Here is a 3,983-nt window from a genome sequence, read left to right as displayed (position 1 = left end):
GACGACGAGGGGTGGCATCGGGCACCCATACCTCGCCTCGACCAGCACGACGCTCACCGCTGCCGCCCAAACAGAGGGAAAACTGTTCCGCCTCGTGGACTTCTTCAGCAGCCTGTTAGGGAGGCACGTCCCCGAAGGGTTCGGGGGCCAAGTCTCCGCGACCTTGTCAAAACGGACACATCTCATGCGACTTCTGCCCGGCATCCTTGCCATGGGGGCCATCGTTCTGGCCTCGAACATCCTGGTGCAGTTTCTGGCCGGCCCCTGGCTGACCTGGGGCGCCTTTACCTATCCCTTCGCCTTCCTGGTCACCGATCTGACCAACCGGCTTTACGGCGCGCAGGCGGCGCGGCGCGTGGTGCTGGCGGGTTTTGCCGTGGGGCTGGCCTGCTCGGCCGTCGGCACGCAGATCATGGGCGAGTTCGGGCCGCTGGTGACCACCCGCATCGCCCTGGGGTCGGCGCTGGCCTTCCTGACGGCGCAGATGGTCGATGTTGCCGTATTCGACCGGCTGCGGGCGGGCGCCTGGTGGCGCGCGCCGCTGCTGTCGTCGCTTGTCGGGTCGGCTCTGGACACGGCGCTGTTCTTTACCATCGCGTTTTCGGCGGCGCTGAGCGTGCTGGAACCGGGCAATGACGTGGGCTGGGCCAACGAAACCCTGCCCCTGCTGGGCCTGGGCCCGATGGCGCCGCTGTGGGTTTCGCTGGCGGTCGCGGACTTTGGAGTCAAGCTTGCCCTGGCGATGATCGCTCTGGCGCCCTTTCGCCTGTTTTTGCGGCACCGCCACCCAGAGGTTGCGTAAAAACATTTGACAGACCCAAGATTTGTGGCAGCCTGATCCCAACGGCAACGCAATGAAAGGAGGTGGTCCAGTGTCGAGAGTGATATTGGAGAGAGGTGTCGGGACAGTCAGGGGGGCCGTGGCCTGAGGGCAACCCCGAGGGCTGATAGCCCTGGCTGGGCCGGTTGTCGCCAAATGCCCTAACCGGACCATCTCCGTAGATCTCGGAAAGGGTTGCGCCCGCGCGCAACCCTTTCTCTTTCCCCCCCCCTTTTCTTTCCCGGCGCGCCGGTTCACTCTGCCGCCATGCCGCTTCGCCCCCGCTTCTGGGATACGCTCCCGCTTGCCGACCTGACCCCCGAGGAATGGGAGGCCTTGTGCGACGGGTGCGGCAAGTGCTGCCTGCAAAAGCTGGAATACGAGGACAACGGCGAGGTCGCCTTTACCCGCGTGGCCTGCCACCTGCTCGACGGGCACAGTTGCCGCTGCACGCGCTATGAAACGCGCCACCAATTCGTGCCCGATTGCGTCACGCTCAGCCCGGAACGCTTGCCCGAGGTGGCCTATTGGCTGCCGCGCACCTGCGCCTATCGGCTGCGGCACGAAGGCCGAAAGCTGCCGCGCTGGCACCCCCTGCGCAGCGGAGACCCCGAATCGGTGCATGCGGCCGGGGCCTCGGTCCGGGGCTGGACGATCCCGGAAACCGAGGTCGGAGAAGATGATTGGGAAGATCACATCATCGCGGAGAAACCCTGACATGTTCTTTGCCTCCGACAATGGCGCCCCCTGCCCGCCGCAGGTCATGGACGCGCTGATGCAGGCCAACCAGGGCCCGGCGATGCCCTATGGCAACGATCCGGCCACCACACGCGCGGTGCAGGCTGTCCGCGATACGCTGGAGGCGCCCGAGGCGGCGGTGTTTTTCGTCGCCACCGGCACTGCGGCCAATGCGCTGGCGCTGGCCACGCTGTGCCCGCCCTGGGGGGCGGTGTTCTGCCACGAAGGCGCGCATGTGCAGCAGGACGAATGCGGGGCGCCCGAGTTCTATTCCGGGGCCAAGCTGCTGACCGTGGCCGGCGATCATGGCCGGATGGCGCCGGCGGCACTGGACGCGGCGATCCGGGGCCAGGGCGTGCGGGTGGTGCATTCGGTGCAGCCCGGCGCCGTGACCCTGACCGACGTGACCGAGGCCGGCACCCTCTACACCCCCGACCAGATCGCAGCCCTTGCCCGCGTGGCGCATGCGCACGGGTTGCCGCTGCACCTGGACGGCGCGCGCTTTGCCAATGCCGTCGCCGCCACCGGCGCCAGCCCCGCCGAACTGACCTGGAAGGCGGGGGTGGATGTGCTGTCGTTCGGCGGCACCAAGGGCGGGCTGATGGGGGCCGAAGCGGTGGTGTTCTTCGACCCCGCGCGCGCCTGGGAATTCGAGCTGCGGCGCAAGCGGGGCGGGCATCTGTTTTCCAAGAACCGCTACCTGGCCGCGCAGTTCGACGGCTGGTTGCAGGATGGCCTGTGGCTGGCCCTTGCGCGCCATGCCAACGCCATGAACGCCCGCCTGTCCCAAGGCCTTGCCGCCCTGCCCGGTTGCGCGCTGGTTCACCCGGCCGAAGCCAACATCACCTTTGCCACCCTGCCCGAAGCGGCGCATGCCCGGTTGAAGGCCGCAGGCGCACGCTATTACGACATGGGGCAGGGCCGCGCCCGGCTGGTGACCAGCTGGGTCACGACCGCAGCCGAAGTCGATGCGTTTCTGGCGGCGGCCGCCGGCTGAACCTCAGCCGTCGGTGCCTGTTCTGGCGGCCTTTTCGGCCGCCACGCTGGCCACGACGCCAGGCATGCGCAGCCGCAACCGCTTGATGCGGCGGGGCTCGGCATCGACCACCTCGAACTCGGCCCCGCTTTCGTGCGGCACGATTTCCCCCCGCGAAGGCACGCGGCCGGCGCGCAGATAGACGAGGCCGCCCAAGGTGTCGATCTCCTGGTCGTCCTCGCCCACGCGCAACGACTGGCCGATGGCGGCTTCGAATTCGTCCAGCGGCGCGGTGGCCTGCACGATCCAGACACCGGGTTTTTCCTGCGCCCACATCGCCGATTCTTCGGTATCGTGTTCGTCGGAAATGTCGCCCACGACGGTTTCGAGCAGATCCTCGATGGTGACCAGCCCGTCCACCCCGCCGTATTCGTCGATGACCAGCGCCATGTGGATGCGTTCGGTCTGCATCTTTTGCAGCAGCACCGTCAGCGGCATCGACGGTGGGGCATACAGCAGCGGGCGCAGCAGCTTGCGCAGGGAAAACTTGCCGTTCGCCCCGAAACCGTAGGTCAGCGCAAAATCCTTGAGCGTGACCACGCCTTGCGGATGGTCCAGCGAGCCCTTGTAGACCGGCAGCCGCGAAAACCCGTGTTCGCGGAACACCTCGGCCAGTTCCTCGCGCCCGATGGTGATGGGAACCGCGGTGATGTCCACCTTGGGAATCGCCACATCATCGACGCGCAGCCGACGCAGGTTGGAAATGCCGGGCAACGAAACCGGCGCCGCGGCCGGCGCAGACTGCGGATGTGCAATGGCCTCGGGCTCGGGGGCCAAGGCCGGTGCCTTGCGGAACAGGCGGCGGAAAAGCCCGCGCGGTCGGTCTGACGCGGGTTCGGCTGAAGGCGCGCCCTGCGCTGCCATCAAGCCATCGGTGGTACTGCCCATCGGTCCTTTCCGAAAAACCGGCGCGTCACGGCGCGCCACACGTCAATATGGGTTGGCGATGCCCAGTCTGGCAAGGGCGCGGACCTCGATTCCTTCCATCAGGGCGGCGTCTTCCTCGGTCATGTGGTCGTAGCCCAGCAGATGCAGCACCCCGTGGGCGATCAGGTGGGTCACGTGATGGGCAAAGGGCTTGCCCTGGGCGGCCGCCTCGGCCTGGCAGACCCCCCAGGCAATGGCGATATCGCCCAGTTCGGCAGGGTCGTCCGAATCACCCGGTTCGGGCAAGTCGGGCACCTCGCCCGGCGCCTCGGGGGCGCGGTCCTCCGACGGCCAGGACAACACGTTGGTCGGCTGGGGCTTGCCGCGGAAATCGGCATTCAGGCTGGCGATGCGGCCGTCGTCGCAGCCCATGACGCAAATCAGGAAGCCATCGGTGCCAAGCCCGAGTTCGGACAGCACCACCCGGGCCGCATCCTCGGCCAGGGAGTCGAGCCCCGCGGC

The 3,983-nt window shown here is 67.6% G+C and carries 5 protein-coding genes; 3 read left to right on the top strand and 2 right to left on the bottom strand.

Features of this window, described 5'->3' with window-relative positions:
• Positions 1-184 precede the first annotated feature (184 nt).
• The 3 genes from ACK4S2_RS15670 (at position 185) to ACK4S2_RS15660 (ending at position 2,555) form a co-directional block, all read left to right on the top strand.
• Positions 185-802, top strand: a complete 618-nt coding sequence (locus ACK4S2_RS15670; protein ID WP_409626505.1) for a queuosine precursor transporter — start codon at positions 185-187, stop codon at positions 800-802.
• Between the two features lie 285 nt (positions 803-1,087).
• Positions 1,088-1,537: a YcgN family cysteine cluster protein gene (locus tag ACK4S2_RS15665; RefSeq protein WP_409626502.1), complete on the top strand. Its 450-nt coding sequence runs from the start codon at positions 1,088-1,090 to the stop codon at positions 1,535-1,537.
• 1 nt (position 1,538) lies between these two features.
• Positions 1,539-2,555 carry a threonine aldolase family protein gene (locus tag ACK4S2_RS15660; RefSeq protein ID WP_409626499.1) on the top strand — a complete coding sequence of 339 codons (1,017 nt, stop codon included), beginning with the start codon at positions 1,539-1,541 and terminating at the stop codon, positions 2,553-2,555.
• 3 nt (positions 2,556-2,558) lie between these two features.
• On the opposite strand, the gene ACK4S2_RS15655 is transcribed toward ACK4S2_RS15660, so the two are convergent.
• Entirely contained in the window at positions 2,559-3,482 is a 924-nt protein-coding gene (locus ACK4S2_RS15655; RefSeq protein ID WP_409626496.1) for a hemolysin family protein, read from the bottom strand.
• 42 nt (positions 3,483-3,524) lie between these two features.
• A partial coding sequence (gene ybeY / locus ACK4S2_RS15650) for an rRNA maturation RNase YbeY (protein WP_409626493.1) occupies positions 3,525-3,983 on the bottom strand: 459 nt, incomplete at its 5' end.

Source organism: Gemmobacter sp., from assembly GCF_046292685.1.
Lineage (GTDB): Bacteria > Pseudomonadota > Alphaproteobacteria > Rhodobacterales > Rhodobacteraceae > Wagnerdoeblera.
This window is presented reverse-complemented; position numbering and strand designations above follow the sequence as displayed.

Coding starts and splice junctions, on each gene's coding strand:
- ACK4S2_RS15665 (WP_409626502.1), top strand. CDS start 1,088: ATGCCGCTTCGCCCCCGCTTCTGGGATACGCTCCCGCTTGCCGACCTG.
- ACK4S2_RS15660 (WP_409626499.1), top strand. CDS start 1,539: ATGTTCTTTGCCTCCGACAATGGCGCCCCCTGCCCGCCGCAGGTCATG.
- ACK4S2_RS15670 (WP_409626505.1), top strand. CDS start 185: ATGCGACTTCTGCCCGGCATCCTTGCCATGGGGGCCATCGTTCTGGCC.
- ACK4S2_RS15655 (WP_409626496.1), bottom strand. CDS start 3,482: ATGGGCAGTACCACCGATGGCTTGATGGCAGCGCAGGGCGCGCCTTCA.